Source organism: Micromonospora sp. NPDC049801 (assembly GCF_040656575.1).
GTDB lineage: Bacteria > Actinomycetota > Actinomycetes > Mycobacteriales > Micromonosporaceae > Micromonospora.
Genome location: NZ_JBFAMS010000016.1, coordinates 108,409 through 126,456 on the forward strand (window position 1 = coordinate 108,409; position 18,048 = coordinate 126,456).

The 18,048-nt window shown below is 71.4% G+C and carries 17 protein-coding genes; 5 read left to right on the forward strand and 12 right to left on the reverse strand.

Going from position 1 to position 18,048, the window contains the following annotated elements:
* Positions 1 to 8 precede the first annotated feature (8 nt).
* Together AB0I89_RS26435 and AB0I89_RS26440 are read right to left on the reverse strand one after the other, a co-directional pair.
* Positions 9 to 218, reverse strand: a complete 210-nt coding sequence (locus tag AB0I89_RS26435) for a BldC family transcriptional regulator (protein WP_007073996.1) — start codon at positions 216 to 218, stop codon at positions 9 to 11.
* A 251-nt stretch (positions 219 to 469) separates the two neighbouring features.
* Positions 470 to 1,309: a hypothetical protein gene (locus tag AB0I89_RS26440; RefSeq protein ID WP_357132123.1), complete on the reverse strand. Its 840-nt coding sequence runs from the start codon at positions 1,307 to 1,309 to the stop codon at positions 470 to 472.
* A 195-nt stretch (positions 1,310 to 1,504) separates the two neighbouring features.
* On the opposite strand from AB0I89_RS26440, the gene AB0I89_RS26445 reads away from it, so the two are divergent.
* Positions 1,505 to 2,587, forward strand: a complete 1,083-nt coding sequence (locus AB0I89_RS26445) for a Glu/Leu/Phe/Val dehydrogenase (RefSeq protein ID WP_357132126.1) — start codon at positions 1,505 to 1,507, stop codon at positions 2,585 to 2,587.
* A gap of 302 nt (positions 2,588 to 2,889) precedes the next feature.
* A complete protein-coding gene (locus tag AB0I89_RS26450; RefSeq protein ID WP_007454329.1) occupies positions 2,890 to 3,105 on the forward strand; it encodes a DUF3073 domain-containing protein in 216 nt (71 codons plus the stop codon).
* A gap of 142 nt (positions 3,106 to 3,247) precedes the next feature.
* On the opposite strand, the gene amcA is transcribed toward AB0I89_RS26450, so the two are convergent.
* The 5 genes from amcA to AB0I89_RS26475 all read right to left on the reverse strand — a co-directional run bounded on the left by amcA (position 3,248) and on the right by AB0I89_RS26475 (position 7,960).
* Entirely contained in the window at positions 3,248 to 3,484 is a 237-nt protein-coding gene (gene amcA / locus AB0I89_RS26455; RefSeq protein WP_357132129.1) for a multiple cyclophane-containing RiPP AmcA, read from the reverse strand.
* Positions 3,453 to 4,556 carry a cyclophane-forming radical SAM peptide maturase AmcB gene (amcB, locus tag AB0I89_RS26460; protein WP_357132264.1) on the reverse strand — a complete coding sequence of 368 codons (1,104 nt, stop codon included), beginning with the start codon at positions 4,554 to 4,556 and terminating at the stop codon, positions 3,453 to 3,455. Before amcB ends, amcA begins: the two co-directional genes overlap by 32 nt.
* Positions 4,557 to 4,682: 126 nt before the next feature.
* Positions 4,683 to 5,837, reverse strand: coding sequence for a phosphoribosylformylglycinamidine cyclo-ligase (gene purM, locus AB0I89_RS26465; RefSeq protein ID WP_355048408.1), 1,155 nt, complete (start codon positions 5,835 to 5,837; stop codon positions 4,683 to 4,685).
* A gap of 62 nt (positions 5,838 to 5,899) precedes the next feature.
* Complete coding sequence (gene purF / locus AB0I89_RS26470; protein WP_355048409.1) at positions 5,900 to 7,438, reverse strand: amidophosphoribosyltransferase; 1,539 nt, start codon at positions 7,436 to 7,438, stop codon at positions 5,900 to 5,902.
* A 168-nt stretch (positions 7,439 to 7,606) separates the two neighbouring features.
* A complete protein-coding gene (locus AB0I89_RS26475; RefSeq protein WP_357132134.1) occupies positions 7,607 to 7,960 on the reverse strand; it encodes a sterol carrier family protein in 354 nt (117 codons plus the stop codon).
* 160 nt (positions 7,961 to 8,120) lie between these two features.
* Between AB0I89_RS26475 and AB0I89_RS26480 the strand changes: the two genes are divergently transcribed.
* Positions 8,121 to 10,115 (forward strand): carboxypeptidase-like regulatory domain-containing protein, encoded by a 1,995-nt coding sequence (locus AB0I89_RS26480; RefSeq protein ID WP_357132137.1) that lies wholly within the window; start codon positions 8,121 to 8,123, stop codon positions 10,113 to 10,115.
* A 255-nt stretch (positions 10,116 to 10,370) separates the two neighbouring features.
* On the opposite strand, the gene AB0I89_RS26485 is transcribed toward AB0I89_RS26480, so the two are convergent.
* The 4 genes from AB0I89_RS26485 to purS are packed head-to-tail and all read right to left on the reverse strand — an operon-like array spanning position 10,371 to position 14,826.
* Complete coding sequence (locus tag AB0I89_RS26485) at positions 10,371 to 11,126, reverse strand: 2-phosphosulfolactate phosphatase (protein ID WP_357132267.1); 756 nt, start codon at positions 11,124 to 11,126, stop codon at positions 10,371 to 10,373.
* A gap of 4 nt (positions 11,127 to 11,130) precedes the next feature.
* Positions 11,131 to 13,827 (reverse strand): phosphoribosylformylglycinamidine synthase subunit PurL, encoded by a 2,697-nt coding sequence (purL, locus tag AB0I89_RS26490; protein ID WP_357132140.1) that lies wholly within the window; start codon positions 13,825 to 13,827, stop codon positions 11,131 to 11,133.
* Positions 13,828 to 13,882: 55 nt separating this feature from the next.
* Positions 13,883 to 14,566 (reverse strand): phosphoribosylformylglycinamidine synthase subunit PurQ, encoded by a 684-nt coding sequence (gene purQ / locus AB0I89_RS26495; RefSeq protein WP_355048413.1) that lies wholly within the window; start codon positions 14,564 to 14,566, stop codon positions 13,883 to 13,885.
* On the reverse strand, positions 14,563 to 14,826 hold the full coding sequence (gene purS / locus AB0I89_RS26500; RefSeq protein ID WP_007454310.1) for a phosphoribosylformylglycinamidine synthase subunit PurS: 264 nt from the start codon (positions 14,824 to 14,826) through the stop codon (positions 14,563 to 14,565). Before purS ends, purQ begins: the two co-directional genes overlap by 4 nt.
* A gap of 356 nt (positions 14,827 to 15,182) precedes the next feature.
* Here purS and AB0I89_RS26505 point away from each other — a divergent pair, with 356 nt between their 5' ends.
* Both AB0I89_RS26505 and AB0I89_RS26510 read left to right on the forward strand, forming a co-directional pair.
* A complete protein-coding gene (locus AB0I89_RS26505; RefSeq protein WP_357132145.1) occupies positions 15,183 to 15,866 on the forward strand; it encodes a trypsin-like serine protease in 684 nt (227 codons plus the stop codon).
* A gap of 23 nt (positions 15,867 to 15,889) precedes the next feature.
* A complete protein-coding gene (locus AB0I89_RS26510) occupies positions 15,890 to 16,453 on the forward strand; it encodes a YbjQ family protein (protein ID WP_357132148.1) in 564 nt (187 codons plus the stop codon).
* 158 nt (positions 16,454 to 16,611) lie between these two features.
* On the opposite strand, the gene purB is transcribed toward AB0I89_RS26510, so the two are convergent.
* On the reverse strand, positions 16,612 to 18,036 hold the full coding sequence (purB, locus tag AB0I89_RS26515; RefSeq protein ID WP_357132151.1) for an adenylosuccinate lyase: 1,425 nt from the start codon (positions 18,034 to 18,036) through the stop codon (positions 16,612 to 16,614).
* Positions 18,037 to 18,048: the final 12 nt, after the last annotated feature.

Here is an 18,048-nt window from a genome sequence, read left to right on the forward strand (position 1 = left end):
CTATCGGGTCAGTCGCCCTGCCGCTGCTGCGGGATCTGGCCCTGTAGCAGCGCCCTGACCTCCGACTCGCGGTATCGACGGTGGCCACCCAGGGTGCGGATGGCGCTGAGCTTGCCCGCCTTCGCCCACCGGGTCACCGTCTTCGGGTCGACACGGAACATCGACGCCACCTCGGCCGGTGTGAGCAGCGGCTCTGGTTCGTGCGTTCGCGATGCCATCGGTCACTCCTCCACATGTATAGACATCGGCCGGGGTCCCGCCGGCCGACGCGTCTCCCATGGTCCGGCTAGTCCCCGATGTCCGACATGGGCCGAACGGATGAAGGTCCCTAGACGGACGGATGAACCATGCCCGATTTTTACGACTTTTACACGGCAGAAAGTACCTTATTCGGACTCATGATCACGGTTCGTGATGCGTCAACTACGAGACACCCTCGCTTTGGGAGCGCTCCTAGGGGCGATTTGCCCTAGTTGCACCGCTCCAGGAGCTGCACCGCGCGCCAGCGGGCCACCAACTTGTCGTACGCGGCCGACGCCTCGTCCGCCTCCCCCCGCGACAGGCCCGCGAGGCCACCGGCGACCAGCTCCGGCGAGTCGTCGGCGGCGAGAGTCTCATCGGAGAGCAGGTCGACGAGGCCGCCGTAGTCCAGCTCCACCACCGAGCCCGGGTGGAACTCCTCGAGCCAGCGCGCCGCCTCCTGGACCGCCTCGGTGATCGGCGCCTCGCCCACCGACTTACGCAGCACCGACAACGCCCGGGACGAACGACGACGAGCCTTGGAGATCTCCGTCCGGTAGCGCAGCGCCCGCCGGCCCGGCTGGGTGACGAGGTCCCGCTCCGTCGGGTCGAAGAGCACGAACCACCGCAGGGGTACGCCCCAGGTGGCGATCTGCTCGTGCACCCGGGGCACCCCGTGCTCCAGAACCCGGGCGCCGCTGCGCCAGTCGTCGACGACCGCTCGGGCCTGCCCGGCGAGCACCGGCGGCACGAAGGCGTCGGCAAGCACCGGGGGCACCCCGTCCCGGGCGTTGAGCGCCGCCTCAGCGACCCGGATGCGCAGGTTCCAGGGGCAGACCAGCAGGCTGTCGTCCGTCTCCAGGACGTACGCCTCCTCGGGCAGGTCGGGTAGGCGGGTCCAGCCCGCGCCCAGCGCCTCGATCACCGCCGTCCGCTGCCGGCCGGGTCCCTCGACCGGGGCGATCGCCCGTCCCTCCGAGACATAGCGACGCCAGTAACTCTGCCGGTCCCGGTCGAAGGCGGTCAGCGGCTCGTACACGCGCAGGTAAGAAGCGAAGAGCGACGGCACCGCGCGATCCTCCCATGAACCGCACCCCGGCGCGGCCAGCGGTGCGGACCGCGCGCCCCGCACCGTGGGACGGCGGCGGCACGTCGGGCGGTCGCACGGCGGCCGATACTAGGCTCGATCACACCGGCAGCATCCCCGCCGGGGTCCACCAGGTCCGCGTCCCACAAGGAACGCACACCATCGTAGGAGCCAGTCATGGGCGTATTCGCGAGCACCGACGACCCGGTATCGACCGGTCACGAACAGGTCGTCTTCTGCCAGGACAAGCAGAGCGGCCTCAAGGCGATCATCGGGATCTACTCCACCGCGCTGGGGCCCGCGCTCGGCGGCACCCGCTTCTACCCGTACGCCAGCGAGGACGACGCCCTCGCCGACGTGCTCGACCTGTCCCGTGGGATGGCGTACAAGAACGCGCTCGCCGGCCTGGACCTGGGCGGCGGCAAGGCCGTCATCTGGGGCGACCCGGAGCAGATCAAGAGCGAGGCGCTGCTGCGCGCGTACGGCCGCTTCGTGGAGTCGCTGGCGGGCCGCTACTACACCGCCTGCGACGTCGGCACCTACGTGCCCGACATGGACATCATCGCCCGCGAGACCCGCTACGTGACCGGCCGCAGCGTGGAGCACGGTGGCGCCGGCGACTCGTCGATCCTCACCGCCTGGGGCGTGTTCCAGGGGATGCGGGCGGCCGCCGAGCACGTCTGGGGCACGCCGAGCCTGAACGGTCGCCGGGTCGGCGTGGCGGGCCTGGGCAAGGTCGGTAAATACCTGACCGGGCACCTGCTGGACGACGGCGCCGAGGTGGTCGCCACGGACGTCAACCCGAAGGCCCTGGCCTGGGTACGCGCCAACCACCCGCAGGTCACCCTGGTGGACGACGCCAGCGCGCTGGTCGCCGCGGACATCGATGTGTACGCCCCCTGCGCGCTGGGCGGCGCGCTGAACGACGACACCGTTGCGGCGCTGCGCGCCAAGGTGGTGACCGGCGCGGCGAACAACCAGCTCGCGCACCCGGGGATCGAGAAGCTGCTGGCCGACCGCGGCATCCTCTACACGCCGGACTACGTGGTCAACGCCGGCGGCGTGATCCAGGTGGCCGACGAGATCGAGGGCTTCAACTTCGACCGGGCGAAGCTGCGGGCCACCCGGATCTACGACACCACCCGGGAGATCCTGCGCCTGGCGGACGACGAGGGCGTGCCGCCCGCGGTCGCCGCGGACCGGCTGGCCGAGCGGCGGATGGCCGAGGTCGGTCGGCTGCGCACGATCCACCTGCGTTGAGGCATCCCGGAGGCGGATCGACCGGGATCCGCCTCCGGGCCTCCTGTACCGGCCCGACTCGGTAGGCTGAGGCCCGGGTCAAGTTTGGCGTGTTTTGCCCGGTGTCACGGGTGCTCTCCGTTCCGCTCCTTACCAGGTACACTGGGTGACGGCCGGATCGCCGCGACGCGCAGAGCCGGCTGACGGTAACCCGAGGTGCCGAACGATGGCATCCCCATGTACCGTAAGAGCCACGAGAGATGCCTGACGTCATCGGGGCCCGCCTTCGGGCTGCCCCGCATTCTGTGCGAGGGGGTCGAGCCATGGGGCGCGGCCGTGCTAAGGCCAAGCAGACGAAGGTGGCCCGGGAGTTGAAGTACCACTCCCCGAACACCGACCTCACCGCCTTGCAGCGCGAACTGGCGGGTGCTGGTAAGTCTGAGCACCACTTCGACGACGACTCAAAAGAGTTCGTCGACGACGATGATGAGAATCACGCGGACGACGACCCCGATCCCTGGGTCCGTCCGACCCGCTGACCTCTCGACGTAGTTGAGCACGCGGTAACCCCCGCGTGCTCACGCATGTGTCCTTCGGGAGCGAGATCGGTGCCGATCATCAGGGGCCTGCCCTGGCCGGGGACTACCCCGTCTGGCCGACAGGCCCCTGATCACGGCCGCCCTAGCGCGGCCGGTTGTTCCAGTTGTAGAACGTCGGGATGTTCTCGAAGTGGTTCCACGCGCAGACCGCGCTGACGCCGTCTCCGCCCGCCACCTCGGCCCGTAGCCGCCGTGCGTCCGCGGCCTCCTGCAACAGCGCGACAAGCCCGGGGGCGGCCTCCCGCACGCGCTCGGTGACGTCGTCCGGGGCATCGTCCGCTTCGCGTTCAGGCCGCCGGTGACTGGTGATCTCGGGCATGCTCCAACACTCCCTCCAATAGGCGGATCTTGCTGTTGCGGCAGTGCTCGGTCTCCGTACCGTCAAAACGCCCCAGCTCGAAGTAACGGTTGGCAGCGTGACCGCCACCACAGAAGCCGAAATACGGGCACGACACCCGACACGCTTCCACCCCCGTCAGGAACTCGCCGACCCACGAGGTCGACGCGGCACCGGCCAGGATCCGGGCCAGCGGAGTGGTCAGCACGTTCCCACTGCTGAAGTCGCCGTAGCGCGGGTCGGTGAAGCCGGCCAACTCCGGGGAGAGCACCGTCACCGAGCCGTCGTGCCCGATGGTGGGTATCGGATCCAGCCGGCGGGGCAGCACACCGTCCGCCGTGCCGTCGAGGACCGCCGCCGCGTACCGCAGCGACCACTCGACCTCGCGCAGGTGGATCCGGGGCGCCCGCCGCCAGGCCGCCACCAGTTCGGCCCAGAACGTGGTCACCGCCGCCGGGTCGTGGCTGTTGTCGCGGGTGTTGACCCCTTCGGTCTCCTCGATGTTGATGCCCAGCACGTCGCAGCCCAGATCGAGGAAGTAGTCGTACAGCTCCGCGGCGAGGCCCGGCGACGGCCGGGACACCACGGCCAGCGCCGAGAAGGGCAGGTCGTGCCGGCGCAGCGCGGCCACACCACGCAGGATCCGGTCGTACGCCGGCTGACCGCCACGGTTGACCCGGTCGCCGTTGCGCTCACGCGGCCCGTCCACGCTCACGCTGACCCGCATCTCGTGCCGGGCGAAGAACTCGCACCACTCGTCGTCGATCAACGTGGCGTTCGTCTGCACGTGGTGTTCGACCTCGGGCCCGAAGGGCGCGATCAGGGCGGCCAGGTGCTCCCGACCGGCGGCCAGCGGCTCGCCGCCGTGCCACACGACGGAGAAGCGCCCGGAGGCCGCCCACGGGTTGACCGCCGCCGCCACCGCCTCGGCCACCGGCACCGACATCCGCCGGTCGGCGGACCGGAACGGCAGGTAGCAGTACGCGCAGTCGAGGTTGCACAGCGTGGTGGGCTGCATGACGACGTACGACGGGACGGCGGCCAGCCCGCGCATCCCGCTGAACGTCGGTTCCCCAGCAGCCATCACCCTCCTCCGCCCAGCCCGAGCCTTTCAGGCTAGGCGGCGCCGGCCACTCGGGTGAAGCCCTGATCAGGTGCCCGTACGGTCACCGGAGCGTGATCAGCCGCGGGTGTGCTGACCCACCATCTGCACGTTGCCGGTGCCCTCGATGATCTCGCCCGCCTGCCAGGCCTCGACCCCACGACCGGTCAGCGTGGCCAGGGCGCGATCGGCGTCCTCGGCCGAGACAATCGCGAACATGCCGACGCCCATGTTGAACGTCGACTCCATGTCCTGGTCGTCGATCCGGCCCTTCGACTGGATCAGGTCGAAGATGGGCTGCGGCTTCCAGGTGGACCGGTTGACCACCGCGTCGACGTGCTCGGGAAGCACCCGCACCAGGTTGCCCGGGATGCCACCGCCGGTGATGTGCGACAGCGCCCGCACCTCGGCCTCCTCGATCAGCTTGAGGCAGTCCTTGGCGTAGATCTTGGTGGGGGTCAGCAGCTCCTCACCGAGGGTCCGCTGCCGGCCGAAGTCGTCGATCACGATGTCCAGTCGCATCCGGGCGGCGCCGAGCAGCACGTGCCGGACCAGCGAGTAGCCGTTGGAGTGCAGGCCGGAGGAGCGCATGGCGATGACGACGTCACCCACCTCGACGCGCTCCGGGCTGAGGATGTCGGCCTCCTCGACCACACCGACGCCGGTCGCGGAGATGTCGTACTCGTCCGGGCGCAGCACACCGGGGTGCTCGGCGGTCTCGCCGCCCAGCAGCGCGCAGCCCGCGTACCGGCAGCCGTCGGCGATGCCCGCGCCGATCTCGGCCACCTTGTCCGGAACGACCTCGCCGGTGGCGATGTAGTCGAGCAGGAACAGCGGCTCCGCGCCGCAGGCCACCAGGTCGTCGACGACCATCGCGACCAGGTCGATGCCGACCGTGTCGTGGATGTCCATCTGCTGGGCGATGACCAGCTTGGTGCCCACACCGTCGGTCGAGGACGCCAGGATGGGGTTCTTGTACTTCTTCGTGTCCAGGCGGAACAGGCCGGCGAAGCCGCCGAGGTCACCCAGCACCTCGGGGCGCCGGGTCTCGCGCACCTTCGACTTCAGCAGCTCGACCGCGCGGTCGCCCGCGTCGATGGAGACCCCGGCGTCGGCGTACGAGACGGAACGCTTGCCCCGCTGGCGGCCGGCACCGCCCGTCCACGGCTGGTGGTCGCTGCCAGCGCCGTTCGGGCTGCTTCCTGCGCCGCTGCGCTCGGACACGTGCGTCACGGTTCTCCCCTTTTGTGGTTCTCGGTGCCGCGCCGGCGGTGGCCGGGCCGCGCCGGTTGGTGCTACGGGCGGTTTGCGGTCACGCCACCCGGAGTGGCGACGAGCGAGCCGAAGCTCTCCGGGGCCTCCGGCGTCGCGTTGGCGACCCGGCGGCCCATCCCTTCGAGCACATGCTTGCCGATCAGGTTGCCGGCCGGCAGCTCGATCGGGTACTCCCCATCGAAACACGCCCGACACAGCCGGGTCTTCGGCTGCTCGGTCGCGGCGATCAGGCCGGGAAGCGATACGTAACCCAGCGTGTCGGCGCCGATGGAACGCCGGATGCCGTCGTTGTCCAACCCGTTGGCCAACAGCTCCGCCCGGGTGGCGAAGTCGATGCCGTAGAAACACGGCCAACTCACCGGCGGGGAGGAGATCCGGACGTGCACCTCGAGCGCCCCCGCCTCGCGCAACATCCGGACGATGGCCCGCTGCGTGTTGCCGCGCACGATCGAGTCGTCCACGACCACCAGCCGCTTGCCACGCACGTTCTGCCGCAGGGGGTTGAGCTTGAGTCGGATGCCGAGCTGACGCAGGGTCTGCGACGGCTGGATGAAGGTCCGCCCCACGTACGGGTTCTTCATGAGGCCCGCGCCGTAGGTGATACCGGACGCCTCCGCGTACCCGATCGCGGCCGGGGTGCCGGACTCGGGCACCGGGATGACCAGGTCGGCCTCGACCGGATGCTCCTTGGCCAACTGGCGGCCGATCTGCACCCGCGCCGCGTGCACGTTCCGCCCGGCAATGGTCGCGTCGGGGCGGGCGATGTAGACGTACTCGAAGAGACAGCCCTTCGGCTCGGGCGCGGCGAAGCGGGTGGACCGCAGCCCCTCCTCGTCGATCGCGATCAGTTCGCCGGGCTCGATCTCGCGCACCACGCTCGCGCCGACGATGTCCAGCGCGGCGGTCTCGCTCGCGACCACCCAGCCACGCTCCAGCCGGCCGAGCACCAGCGGGCGTACGCCGTGCGGGTCGCGGGCCGCGTACAGCGTCGACTCGTCCATGAAGACGAAGCTGAACGCCCCGCGTAGCTGCGGCAGCACCTCGAGCGCGGCGGCCTCGACCGACAGGTCGGGGCGGCTGGCCAGCAGCATGGTCACCAGCGAGGTGTCGTTGGTCGAGCCGTCCGCGACCAGGCCGCGCTCGGCGACCTCCTTCTCCAACTCGGCGGTGTTGACCAGGTTGCCGTTGTGGGCCAGCGCGATGGTCGTGCCGGAATCGGTCGACCGGATGGTCGGCTGGGCGTTCTCCCAGTTGGACGCGCCGGTCGTGGAGTATCGGGCGTGCCCGATCGCCAGGTGGCCGCGCAGGCTGGCCAGGGTGGGCTCGTCGAAGACCTGGGCCACCAGGCCGAGATCCTTGTAGACCACCACGCCCGAGCCGTCGCTGACCGCGATGCCCGCTGCCTCCTGGCCGCGGTGCTGCAGGGCGTAGAGGCCGAAGTAGGTCAGATTCGCGACCTCTTCGCCGGGGGCCCACACGCCGAAGACGCCGCAGGCATCCTGGGGGCCAGGTCGTTGGGGGTCAAGGTCGTGGCTCAGCCGGCCGTCGCCTCGGGGCACTACCGCTCCCTCATGCTGGTCTGGACCGGCCTGGCGGGGATCACGGGTCGGATCCACACTTCTCGGCCGGGACCACTCTCGTCGCCTGACAGTGTACGCGAGTCAGCGTCAATACAGATAGTCACGATTTCCCTGCCGAGAGTCACGATCACTCGGACATCGGCGCAGCTAGAGGGGCAGATAGGCCGAGATGTCCGCCCGAATGCCGCTCACCTGAACACGTCCATCGGTGACCGCGTCGGCCCACCCGAGCCGACCGGTGGCGAGCTCCAACCAGGTCTGCGGCGACATCTCGACCACGTTCGGCGGGTTTCCTCTGGTGTGTCGAGGACCGGGGACGCACTGGATCGCACCGTATGGTGGAACGCGCACCTCCACCGATCGGCCGGGGGCGCGCTCCGTGAGGACGGCCAACAAGGACCGGACCGCCTCCCGGAGTACCGGCCGTTCGGGCGTACGCCCCTCGTCAAGCGCCGACAGAGCCGCCACGACGGCGGCGGACTTACTGTGCGGAGAGGACACGACGGGACGATACGACCCACAGGTGGAGCACCTGACGTTGGCCCTGGGTCGCGCCGATCCAGTGAGACAAGGCATAGTGGCCGACGGCGTATTCGTACCGTGATGATCCCCGGCCCGGCGCCCCGCCGGTCGAGGGACGTCAGCCCGGAAGGCGGTGGACGTGTCAACACACCGACGTGCCTGGAAGCAGCGGGCCGGTGTGGTCGCAGCGCTGGTTGCCGGCGCTCTGCTCGCCGTCCCCGCCACACCAGCAATGGCCGCAGACGTTGAGGTCTCCCCCGGCTCGGTCACCGTGAACGCCGGCAGCGACGCCACGATCACCGTGCGCATCACTGGCGGTGACAATGACGAATCCGCGAAGGTCAGCCTCTCCGGGCTGCCCTCCGGCGTCAGCTGCGCCAGTGGTTGTGGCGACGTCAAACTCTCCGGCGGCGGCCTGGGCGGCCCGAAGGGGTCGGTGCTGGTCCGGATCGCGGCCAACGACAACGCCGGCGATGCGACCACGAACATCACGGTCGCGGTGGAGGCCGCATCGGGCCCGGACACCGCCAACGTCTCCCTGACCGTTAAGGGCAAGGCCGCATCGCCGCCCCCGCCGCAGCAGAACCAGACGGTGAAGTCGGTCTCCGGCAAGGTGGTCAAGAAGGCCGACGGCGAGCCGGTGCCGAACGCGTTCGTCCTCCTCCAGGACACCGCCGGTCACCGCTACGACGCCGTCGCCGATGGCAGTGGCAACTTCAAGTTCACGGGCAGCAGTCAGAGCCCGATCACTCCCGGTCGGATCGACCTGGGTGCGTCCTCCGAAAACATCAAGGCGTTCAAGAGCTTCACCGCGAACGCCGGGCAGACCATCACCGGCCAGCGGATCACCTTGGAGATCAAGGTCGAGGTGACGCCGAGCGCCACCCCGTCGCCCACCGCCGACGCCACCCCCACCGACGAGGCGACCGAGGAGGGTGCCGAGGACCAACCCTCCGAGGAGGCCAGCCCGGGCGCCCCGGCGAACGCCAGCAAGGAGGACGACGGCGGCGGCTTCGGCTCGTACCTGATCATCCTGCTCGGCGGCCTGCTCGTCGCGGCCGGCGTCGGCACGATCGTCCTGCTGTGGATGAAGCGCCGCGAGAGCGGCGACGACGATGACGAGCCGGCGGCGGCCGGCGCTGCCGGTGCCGGCGGCGCGGTGCCGGCGGCCCGTGGGGCCTTCCGCGGGGCCGACGACCAGACCCGGGTGGTCAACCGCCCCGGTGGCGCGCCCGACCCGACCATGGTCGGCGGCGCGGCGCTGAGCGAGGCGCCGACCATGATGCACCGCCCGGTCGTCGACGACGTCCCGCCAGACCCGTACGGCGCGCCAGCGCAGCCCTACGGCGCGGCGGGCCAGCAGGGCTGGGGCGGGACCGGCTACGACGACGAGCCCGGCCAGGGCGGCTACGGCGGCTACGGCAACGCCCCCGCCTCGGGTGGCGGCTACGGCACCGGGGCAACGCCGGACGGCGGCTACGGCGGTGGCGCGGACGGCTACGGCGCCGCACCCGGCTCCGGCGCGGGCTACGGCGGCGCTACGGCCCCGGATGGTGGCTACGGCGGCGCGCCCTCCTCGGGTAGCGGCTACGGCAGCCGTGACTACACCGCGCCGGCCGGCGCGGGCGGCTACCCGCCGGCTCCCGCCGGTGGGGCAGCCGGCGGCTACGGCGAGCGCTTCGACGAGCCGACCGGCCGGTACACCGGCGACAGCACCCAGTACCCGGCGCCGGCCGACCCGTACGCCACCGGCGTGTACCAGCCGGAGCAGGGCCAGGGCTACGGCCAGCCCGACCCGACCGCCCCGTACGGCGGCGGTCGTGGGGCGGAGCCGACGGGCGGCTACGGCCAGCAGACCAACGCGTACGACCAGGGCGGCTACGGCCAGGAGCCCCCGCAGCAACGCGGCGGCTACGACGACCGGGGCTACGACCAGGGCGGCTACGGCCAGACTGGCGGCGGGTACGACCAGGGCGGCTACGGCCAGGAGCCCCCGCAGCAACGCGGCAGCTACGACGACCGGGGCTACGACCAGGGCGGCTACGGCCAGCAGCAGCAGGGTGGCCGGGCCCGTCCGGACAGTCCCCCGCCCACCGAGCGCGGCGGCCGCCGGCTCGACTGGCTGGACGACTAACACCAGCACTACCCACAGCGCACCGCGAACGGCCGCCCGGAAGACCGGGCGGCCGTTCGCCGTAACCCCCACCCACCCCCACCCGGTCCCACCTCGTCGATCACGAAGTTATTGCCCACGCGCACGGCGTGTCGGGGCAATAACTTCATGATCATCGCCGTGGGCGCCACCGGGGCGGGCGCCGCCGGGATGGGTGCCACCGGGGCGGGCGTCCGGGGACGGGAGCTGCGGGGGGCGGGTGCTGTGCGGGGTGGGTCAGGCGGCGGAGAAGACGCCCTGGCGGAGGACCGGCACGACCTCGGACACGCCGACCTGGACGGCGACGTCGACGTCGGCTTCGAAGCCGCCCTCGGTCAACTCCCGGCCGGAGACGCTGCCGCGTACCGCGGCGGGTACGTCCGGAGTGCTGGCCAGCGCGGCGAGCGCCATGGCCGCCTCCACGGAGAGACCGCCCGGCACCCCGGACAGAGCGTCCAGCACGCTCGCCGCACCGAGTTGGTCTTCGACGCAGGGGCGCAGCGACCCGTCCGGCCAGCGCTCCCCGGAGGCGATGACGCCGATCGGGGCGTCCGTCGTGCCGTACCCCTGGCGGCGCAGCCAACGCCCGACGGCGCGCGCGTTACGCAGGCACGCCGCGACCACCGGTAGCCCGGTGGCGCTGGCGGCGGCGCTGATGGCCGAGCCGTTCGGCGAGGGCAGCACCAGGTCCGCGACGGTCGGCGCGGCGCTCAGCGCGGCGGGTGAGAGTGACCACGGGTGGTCGGCTGTCACCCGGCGACGGCCGACCGCCGCCACCGCGCCGACCCGCAGCGCGTACTCGGCGGCCTGCTCACCCCACGGGAAGGGGTGCACCCGCGTACCCCGGGCGACCGCCACCTCCACGGCGGTGGTGAACGAGAGCACGTCCACCACCACCAGCGCCGCGCAGACCCGGCCGAGTTCGGCCGCCCCGGTCAGGCCCCAGTCGAACCTGGCGCCTGACCCGGGCTGGCCGTAGACGGCCGCCGTCAACGCCTCAGCGCTCGTCAGGCGACGGCTCGGTGGCACCGGAACCAGACTCGGACGGCTGCTGCGACCCGATCGGGTCGACAGCCCCGGTCTGTGGCGACGGGCCGGCCGAGGCGATCGGCTCGGAGAGCACCTCCGACGCGTCCACCGGCTCGGCCGGGGCGGCCGGCAGCGGCACGGCCTCGACCGCGCCCGCCACGCCGGCGGCCGGGGCGGGCACCTCGGCGACGGCGGGCTCGGTGACAGCCGACGGCACAGCCTCGACGGCGGCGGTGCCACCGAAGAGGCGCGGGAGCGTCTCGGTGTGCGCGGCGCGCAGCTCGTCCAGGCCGATCCGGAACTGCCCGTGCACCTCGAGCGCCCCGCCGGACGGGTCGGTGACACCGATCAGCTCGAACGGCACGCCCCGCTCGGCGCAGAGCGCCGCGAACGCCTTGTCGTGGCCACGCGGCACCGACACCAGCGCCCGCGTCGCGGACTCGCTGAACAGGTAGACGAAGGGCATCGAGCCCTCGGCGAACTGCTCCGGCACGGCGATCCGGGCGCCGACGCCACGCCGCAGGCAGGACTCGACCAGGCTCTGGGCGAGACCACCGTCGGACAGGTCGTGCGCCGAGCTGAGGTGGCCCACCCGGGCGGCCTCGGCCAGCAGGTCGGCCAGCGCCTTCTCGCGGAGCAGGTCGACCTGCGGCGGGATGCCGCCGAGGTGCTCGTGCGTCACCCAGGCCCACTCCGAGCCGGACAGCTCCACGTTCGTCTCACCGAGCAGGTAGAGCTGGTCGTGGTCGCCGCTGGGACGCGGGACGAAGCCCATCGGCACCCGGTCGGCCACGTTGTCCAGCACGCCCAGCACACCGACCACCGGGGTCGGGTGGATGGCCGCGGCGCCGGTCTGGTTGTAGAAGCTGACGTTGCCGCCGGTGACCGGGATGCCCAGCTCCAGGCAGCCGTCCGCCAGGCCGCGCACGGCCTCGGCGAACTGCCACATCACGCCCGGGTCCTCCGGCGAGCCGAAGTTGAGGCAGTTGGTGACGGCGATCGGCTTCGCGCCGGTCACCGCCACGTTCCGGTACGCCTCGGCGAGGGCCAGCTTGGTGCCCTGGTACGGGTCGAGCCGGGCGTACCGGCCGTTGCCGTCCACCGACAGCGCCACGCCGAGCCCGGTCTGCTCGTCGATCCGGATCACGCCGCCGTCCTCCGGCTGGGCGAGCACGGTGTTGCCCAGCACGTAACGGTCGTACTGCTCGGTGACCCAGGTCTTGTCGGCCAGGTTCGGCGACGCGATCATGCGCAGCACGGTCTCCCGCAGCGCGTCCGGGTCGGCCGGGCGGGGCAGCGTCTCGGCACGGTCTGCCTGGAGCAGGATCAGGTCGGCCGGTTCACGCATCGGACGGGCGTACACCGGACCGTCGTCCACCAGCGAACCCGGCGGCACGTCGACGACCAGGTGGTCCCGCCAGGTGATCAGCAGGCGACCGGGGCGGCCGTCCGGCTCCGGGGCGGTGACCTCACCGATCGCGGTGCCGAGGACGCCCCACTTCTCGCAGGTCTTGAGCACCGCGTCGAGCTTGTCCGGCTCGACGACCAGCAGCATCCGCTCCTGGGACTCGCTGGCCAGGATCTCGTGCGGGTCCATCGAGGGCTCCCGCAGCGGCACCCGCTCCAGCCAGACCCGCATGCCGGTGCCGGCTGCGGCGGCGGTCTCGGTGAGCGCGCAGGTCAGGCCGGCACCACCAAGGTCCTGGATGCCGACGACCAGCTGGCCGTCGTACAGCTCCAGGCACGCCTCGATCAACAGCTTCTCGGTGAAGGGGTCGCCGACCTGCACGGCCGGGCGACGGGCCTCGCTGCCCTCGTCGAAGGTGGCGCTGGCCAGCACCGAGACGCCGCCGATGCCGTCCCGGCCGGTCTTCGCGCCCATCAGCACGACCACGTTGCCGGGGCCGGCGGCGGCCTTGTTCTGCAGCCGGTCGACCGGCAGCACGCCCAGGCAGAGCGCGTTGAGCAGCGGGTTGCCCTGGTAGGACGGGTCGAAGACCAGCTCGCCGCCGATGTTGGGCAGGCCGAGACAGTTGCCGTAGCCGCCGACACCGGCGACCACACCGGTGAGCACCCGGGCGGTGTCCGGGTGGTCCGCCGCGCCGAAGCGCAGCGGGTCCATGACCGCGATCGGGCGGGCGCCCATGGCGAGGATGTCCCGGACGATGCCGCCGACACCCGTCGCCGCGCCCTGGTACGGCTCGACGAAGCTCGGGTGGTTGTGCGACTCGACCTTGAAGGTCACCGCCAGCTTGTCGGAGACCTGCACGACACCGGCGTTCTCGCCGATACCGGCGAGCAGGCGATCGCTCTGCGGGGCCTTCTCACCGAACTGACGCAGGTGCACCTTGCTCGACTTGTAGGAGCAGTGCTCGCTCCACATGATCGAGTACATGGCCAGCTCGGACTGGGTGGGCCGGCGGCCGAGGATCTGCCGGATCCGGTCGTACTCGTCGTCGCGCAGGCCCAGCTCGGTGTACGGCTGAAGCTCGCCCGGGGTGCCACCGGCACGGGGCACGGTGTCCACGCCGTCGGTCCAGTCGGCGCTCGCCGGCTGCGCGGGAGCGACCGCCGGGGCGGTGGGCTGCGCCGGCGGCTCGGTCGGCTGCGCCGGGGCGGAGTACGCCTCCGGAGTGTCCCGTACCGGGTCCGGATGGGTGGTCATGACCTCTCCTCGCTGCGCTCGTGCCCGCCAGAGCGGCGGTTGAGCTGACCGATGCTCACGCTGGGGTCCCCACCAGGTGCTTGAGGACCGAGGTGAAGAACCCGAGACCGTCCAGCGAGGGGCCGGTGAGCGCCTCCACCGCGTGCTCCGGGTGCGGCATGATGCCGACCACGTTGCCGGCGGCGTTGGTGATCGCGGCGATGTCGCGCTGCGACCCGTTCGGGTTACCGCCGACGTAGCGGGCGACGACCCGGCCCTCGGCTTCGAGCTGGTCCAGCGTCGCGGTGTCGGCGACGTAGCAGCCCTCGCCGTTCTTGACCGGGATCAGCACCTCCTGGCCGGCCTGGAACGCGTTGGTCCACGCGGTGCCGGCCGACTCGATGCGCAGCACCTGGTCCCGGTTGCGGAAGTGCAGGTGCTGGTTGCGGGTGAGCGCGCCCGGCAGCAGGTGCGCCTCGCAGAGGATCTGGAAGCCGTTGCAGATGCCGAGCACCGGCAGACCGCCCTGGGCGGCGTCGACGATCGTCTCCATCACCGGGGCGAACCGGGCGATGGCCCCGCAGCGCAGGTAGTCGCCGTAGGAGAACCCGCCGGGCAGGACGACGGCGTCCACCCCGTGCAGGTTCTCGTCGCCGTGCCAGAGCCGGACCGGCTCGGCGCCGGCGATCCGGACGGCGCGGGCCGCGTCCCCGTCATCGAGCGAGCCGGGGAACGTGACCACACCGACCCGGGCGGTCACGAGCGGGCGTCCGCGGTCTCGTCGGTCTCGACCAGGCGGACGGTGAAGTCCTCGATGACCGGGTTGGCGAGCAGCTTGTCGGCGATTTCCCGGGCCCGGTCCAGGTCCGGTTCACCGGTGAAGTCGATCTCGATCCGCCTGCCGATCCGGACTGAGGCGACGTCGCTGACGCCGAGCCGGGGCAGCGCGTTTGCGACGGCCTGGCCCTGCGGATCGAGGATCTCGGGCTTGAGCATGACGTCGACGACGACGCGAGGCACTGGGCACTCCTGACTGTGTACGCAGTTGGGTGCCTACCCACAACGGGCGAGCGCAGCCAGCGTACCTGGCAGATTCCGTCGCGGACGCACCGGCCGGGCGCAGTTCAGGCAGTGATCCACATAACCGGCGGCGAGCGCGCGCGGCAACCCGGCACAGGCCGCCTCAGCAGGGCATATACGGCGCAGCGGGTAGCCGAATCGTTACATTGACTGAACTCGATCAGCTTCTTGAAAACGATGTCCGCCAGCCCTACAGTGCATCGACATGGCTCGATGCCAGCGGCGATGGGGACCTCCCGTCGTCGCCCCCGGGCACCCGGCGACCCCGGGCCCCACCCGCCCCAAGGAGTCCACCGATGCGCGTTCGTCCCCTGCTCGCCCTGATCAGCACGGCGCTGGTCGGCGCCCTCGCCGCCGCGTCCGGCGCGTCCGCTGCCCCGGCCGGCCCCCAGCCCATCATCGGCGGCGGCACCGTCTCGTCCGCCCTCTGGGCCGCCGCCGTGCTGAGCAACGGCTCGTTCACCTGCTCGGGCAGCGTGATCGCCGCGCAGTGGGTGCTCACCGCCCGGCACTGCATCAGCGGCACGATGTCCGTCCGGGTCGGCAGCGTCTACCGCGCCTCCGGTGGGGTCACCCGCACCGTCAGCGCCACCTACACCCGTAACGACCTGGCCCTCATGCGCCTGTCCAGCACCGTCAGCACCTCGACGGTCTCCCTGGCGAGCAGCAACCCGCCGGTCGGCTCGACCAACTCGATCTACGGGTGGGGCATGACCTGCTACAGCGGCTGCTCCGCGTCCAGCCAGCTCAAGACCGCCACCGTCCAGGTGACCAGCACCAACGTCACCGACGCGTACGGCGGCCAGGCCATCCGCAGCACCCGGATCAACGGCAACGCCTGGCGGGGCGACTCGGGCGGCCCGCAGTTCTACAACGGCCAGCAGGTCGGCGTGGCCTCCACGGCCGACGGCTACAACATCCAGAACTACGGCAGCGTCGCGTACAACCGGGCCTGGATCACCTCGGTGGCCGGTGTCTGACGGTTAGCGCCCGTGCGGCGCGGATGGTCGGCCCCGCGCCGGCCGTCCGCGCCGCGCCGTTTTGCAGCATCCGATCAGGTGAACACGGCACCCGATCGGGTCGCGCAACTCCTGACAGCATCGGAAACGTGCTGGTCGTGACGACAGAGCAACTGCCCGGCTACGAGATCCGCCAGATTCTCGGTGAGGTGGTGTCATCGATGGCCAGGACGCGCAACCCGTACCGCGAGGGGGTCAAGAACCTGCGCGGTGGCGCGTACGACCCGATGGCGCCCGACAACCTGACCCGGTGGCGCACCGACTCGGTGACCCGCCTCGGCGAGGAGGCCCTGCGGCTCGGCGCGAACGCCGTGATCGGTATGCGCTTCGACAGCCGGGACTGCGGCGAGATGTGGATGGAGATCTGCGCGTACGGCACGGCGGTCGTCGCCGTACCGACGATGCCCGCGGTCATGCCGCCCGACCAGCCGGCGGTGGCAGCGGACACCGCCACCGACCCCGCCTTCGCCGAGTCCCTGGGCGGCATCGCCGAACCAGCAAGCGCCCCCACCCTACGAACAGCCGCCGAAACCCCCACCGGCGACTGACCGCCCAAACCCCACCCCTCCCTTCCACCCCCACTCCACCTCGGGTGATCAAGAGGTTTGCGTCACCAGGGAGATCAAAGTTGACGCGAACCTCTTGATCACCGGGCCAGAAGGGGGCGCGGGGCGCAAGAGGGGGGCCGGGGGGGACCGGGGGGGGGTTAGAGGATGGGGGGTGGGGTGTAGGTGGCGGCGTTGGGGTGGGTTTCCACGACCTTGGTGATTCTGCGGGTTACCTGCTCCACCTGGGACTTGGCCGCTCCTACGAAGGCTGTGCGGTCGGCTACCAGGGTGTCGATGTCGGCGCGGGACAGGCCGAGGCGGCCGTCGGCGGCCAGGCGGTCGAAGAGGTCGTTCTCCGGGGCGCCCTTCTCGCGCATGGCCAGCGCCACCGCGACCGCGTGCTCCTTGATCACCTCGTGGGCGACCTCCCGGCCGACGCCCCGCCGGACCGCCGCCACCAGGATCTTGGTGGTGGCCAGGAAGGGCAGGAAGCGCTCCAACTCCCGGTTGATCACCGCCGGGTACGCGCCGAACTCGTCGAGCACGGTGAGGAACGTCTGGAACAGCCCGTCGGCGGCGAAGAACGCGTCCGGCAGAGCGACCCGACGGACCACCGAGCAGGAGACGTCCCCCTCGTTCCACTGGTCGCCGGCCAGTTCGCCGACCATCGACAGGTAACCCCGGATGATGACCGCGAAGCCGTTCACCCGCTCGGACGAACGGGTGTTCATCTTGTGCGGCATCGCGCTGGAACCGACCTGACCCGGCTTGAATCCCTCGGTGACCAGCTCCTGGCCGACCATCAGCCGGATCGTGGTGGCCAGCGACGACGGCGCGGCGGCGGTCTGCGCCAACGCGGCCAGCACGTCGAAGTCCAGCGAGCGCGGGTAGACCTGCCCGACGCTGTCCAGCACCCGCGAGAAGCCCAGGTGCTCGGCGACCCGTCGCTCCAGCTCGGCCACCTTGTCGGCGTCGCCGTCGAAGAGGTCGAGCTGGTCGGCGGCCGTGCCCACCGGGCCCTTGATGCCGCGCAGCGGGTAGCGGGCGATCAGCTCCTCCAGCCGGTCGTACGCGATGAGCAGCTCCTCGGCCGCCGACGCGAAGCGCTTGCCCAGCGTGGTGGCCTGCGCGGCGACGTTGTGCGAGCGGCCGGTCATGACCAGCTCGGAGTGCTCGTACGCGAGCCACGCCAACCGGGCCAGGGTCGCCACCACCCGGTCCCGGATCAGCTCCAGCGAGGCACGCACCTGAAGCTGCTCGACGTTCTCGGTGAGGTCCCGCGAGGTCATCCCCTTGTGCACGTGCTCGTGCCCGGCCAGCGCGCTGAACTCCTCGATGCGGGCCTTCACGTCGTGCCGGGTGACCCGCTCCCGCTCGGCGATCGACGCGAGGTCGACCTGGTCGAGCACCCGCTCGTACGCCTCGACCACGCCGTCCGGGACCGCCACGCCCAGGTCACGCTGTGCGCGGAGCACGGCGAGCCACAGCCGCCGTTCCATCCGGACCTTCTCCTCGGGCGACCAGAGGGCGACCAACTCGGGCGAGGCGTAGCGGTTGGCGAGCACGTTCGGGATCGTCGTCACGTACCTCATTGT

Coding starts and splice junctions, on each gene's coding strand:
- AB0I89_RS26435 (WP_007073996.1), bottom strand. CDS start 218: ATGGCATCGCGAACGCACGAACCAGAGCCGCTGCTCACACCGGCCGAG.
- AB0I89_RS26445 (WP_357132126.1), top strand. CDS start 1,505: ATGGGCGTATTCGCGAGCACCGACGACCCGGTATCGACCGGTCACGAA.
- AB0I89_RS26450 (WP_007454329.1), top strand. CDS start 2,890: ATGGGGCGCGGCCGTGCTAAGGCCAAGCAGACGAAGGTGGCCCGGGAG.
- amcA (WP_357132129.1), bottom strand. CDS start 3,484: ATGCCCGAGATCACCAGTCACCGGCGGCCTGAACGCGAAGCGGACGAT.
- amcB (WP_357132264.1), bottom strand. CDS start 4,556: ATGCGCGGGCTGGCCGCCGTCCCGTCGTACGTCGTCATGCAGCCCACC.
- purL (WP_357132140.1), bottom strand. CDS start 13,827: ATGACCACCCATCCGGACCCGGTACGGGACACTCCGGAGGCGTACTCC.
- AB0I89_RS26505 (WP_357132145.1), top strand. CDS start 15,183: ATGCGCGTTCGTCCCCTGCTCGCCCTGATCAGCACGGCGCTGGTCGGC.
- AB0I89_RS26510 (WP_357132148.1), top strand. CDS start 15,890: ATGGTCGGCCCCGCGCCGGCCGTCCGCGCCGCGCCGTTTTGCAGCATC.